Below are 1791 nucleotides of genomic sequence, written 5' to 3'. Positions count from 1 at the left end.
GGCGGTATGGAAGAATGGCCCGTTCCGGTCGCGCGGTATCAGGTTATAGGACTAGAACCGTACGCAAAGGGCGCCGGCTGGTACGCATTGGCAGATAGCAAGATGTTGCAAGTCATGGAACGCGACATTTTGACGGCGATTGAAATGGGAATCAAGCCGCCGATGCAAACGAGCGGGGCGACGTCGCCGAGTGTGAATATGTTTCCGGGCGGTGTCACGGTGAACGCCGTGGCGGATGGTGTGCGGCCGTTGTTTGACGTGCAATTAAACGTGCAAGCGGTGCAAGCGAAAATTGAACAGACAGAGCAAAAGGTGCGGCGCGCGTATGCGGCGGATCTTTTTTTAATGCTGGATCAGATTGAACGCGGGCAAATGACGGCGCGAGAGATTATGGAGCGCACGCAAGAGAAGTTACAACAGTTGGGGCCGGTCGTTGAGCGGCTGCAATATGAATTTTTGAATCCGACGCTTGAACGCGTATACGGGATATTGGATCGGGGCGGAGTGTTCCCGCCGTTGCCGCCGGAGTTGGCGGAACAGTTGGGCGAAGAAGAAGTGCGCATCGAATATATTTCACCGTTAGCGCAAGCGCAAAAGATGTCCGGATTGATCAACATTGAACAGACATTGGCGTTTGCCGGACAGGTCGCGCAAATGTTCCCGGAAGTGTTGACGAAGATTGACGCGATGGCGATGCTGGACGTTTACCATGACAACATCGGCGCGCCGGCGGCAATGCTCCGATCAACGGAAGAAGCGCAACAGATTATCGCGCAACAACAGGAGGCGCAACAACAGGAAGAAGCGCAAGCGGCGCAAATGGCAAGTATTCAACAGGCGGCGCCGTTGGCACAAGCGGCGAAGAACTTGACCGACGCGGCGAACGACGGTAATCCGGCAATTCGTGAATGGCTGGGAATGCCTAATGCCGGGGGTGGCGCTCCGTGATGACAAAAGAAGAACGACGCGCACAGAGAGAAGCGGAAATGGTGAATCGGCTGGACCGTGAGGCGTTGCAAGACGTATTACAAACGCGGTCCGGGCGTTGGTTTATTATGCGACTGTTTGACGGTTGTCATGTATTCGAGCGGACAATGACGGGTAATTCGTGGACATATTTCAACGAGGGCGCGCGTGACATGGGGTTGCAATTGCGCGGGCGAATTATCCGTGACGGTCATATTGATACATTGCAATTGGCAGAACGGGAATATGTGGAAAAAATAACGGAATTACAGAAGTTACGAAAGGAGGACTGATCCAATATGACGGAAGAAATGGCGAACGATAACACGAACACGCCAATCGAAGAAGAGACTGCATCAACGCAGGAAACGGAACAACAAACCGACGTGGCGGAATCGTCCGTTCCGGAAAGTTACGACTTTGCGGAGTTTTGTGTAAACGGGGTAGAGTTGGACGCGGAACGCGCGGAGCAGTATTCGGAAGTATTGAAAGAAGCGGGAATGTCGCAAGAGCAAGCGAACGCCGTCACGAAGTACGGTCTTTCGTATGTTCAGGAAGTGGCGCAAGAAGTCGCAACGCAATACGAACAGGCACAAGCGCAAGAAATAAAAGGCTGGGCAGACGAGGCGCGTACAGAGTTAGGCGGGCAATTCGATGCGACGGTAGCACAAGCCGCTATCGGTGTCACGTACATGGAAAAGAACGTTCCGCAATTGCGGGAAATGCTTGACGCGACGGGCTTTGGTAACCGTGTAGAGGCGATCCGCTTATTTGCACAGATTGGGCAAATGGTGGCGGAGGACGACGGCCGCGCGAATCGTGGCG

General features: G+C 53.9%; 3 protein-coding genes. All 3 read left to right on the top strand.

Annotation, left to right across the window (positions count from 1 at the left end):
• Window positions 1–948: portal protein (locus KH813_RS06575; protein WP_303994545.1), on the top strand; the 948-nt coding region annotated here is incomplete at its 5' end.
• Entirely contained in the window at window positions 945–1259 is a 315-nt protein-coding gene (locus KH813_RS06570) for a hypothetical protein (RefSeq protein ID WP_303994544.1), read from the top strand. The genes KH813_RS06575 and KH813_RS06570, both read left to right, overlap by 4 nt.
• A gap of 6 nt (window positions 1260–1265) precedes the next feature.
• Window positions 1266–1791 (top strand): hypothetical protein (locus KH813_RS06565; protein ID WP_303994543.1); only part of this gene is annotated, 526 nt, incomplete at its 3' end.

The sequence above is a fragment of the Negativicoccus succinicivorans genome, assembly GCF_018373335.1.
GTDB classification, from domain to species: Bacteria; Bacillota; Negativicutes; order Veillonellales; family Negativicoccaceae; genus Negativicoccus; species Negativicoccus succinicivorans_A.
This window is presented reverse-complemented; position numbering and strand designations above follow the sequence as displayed.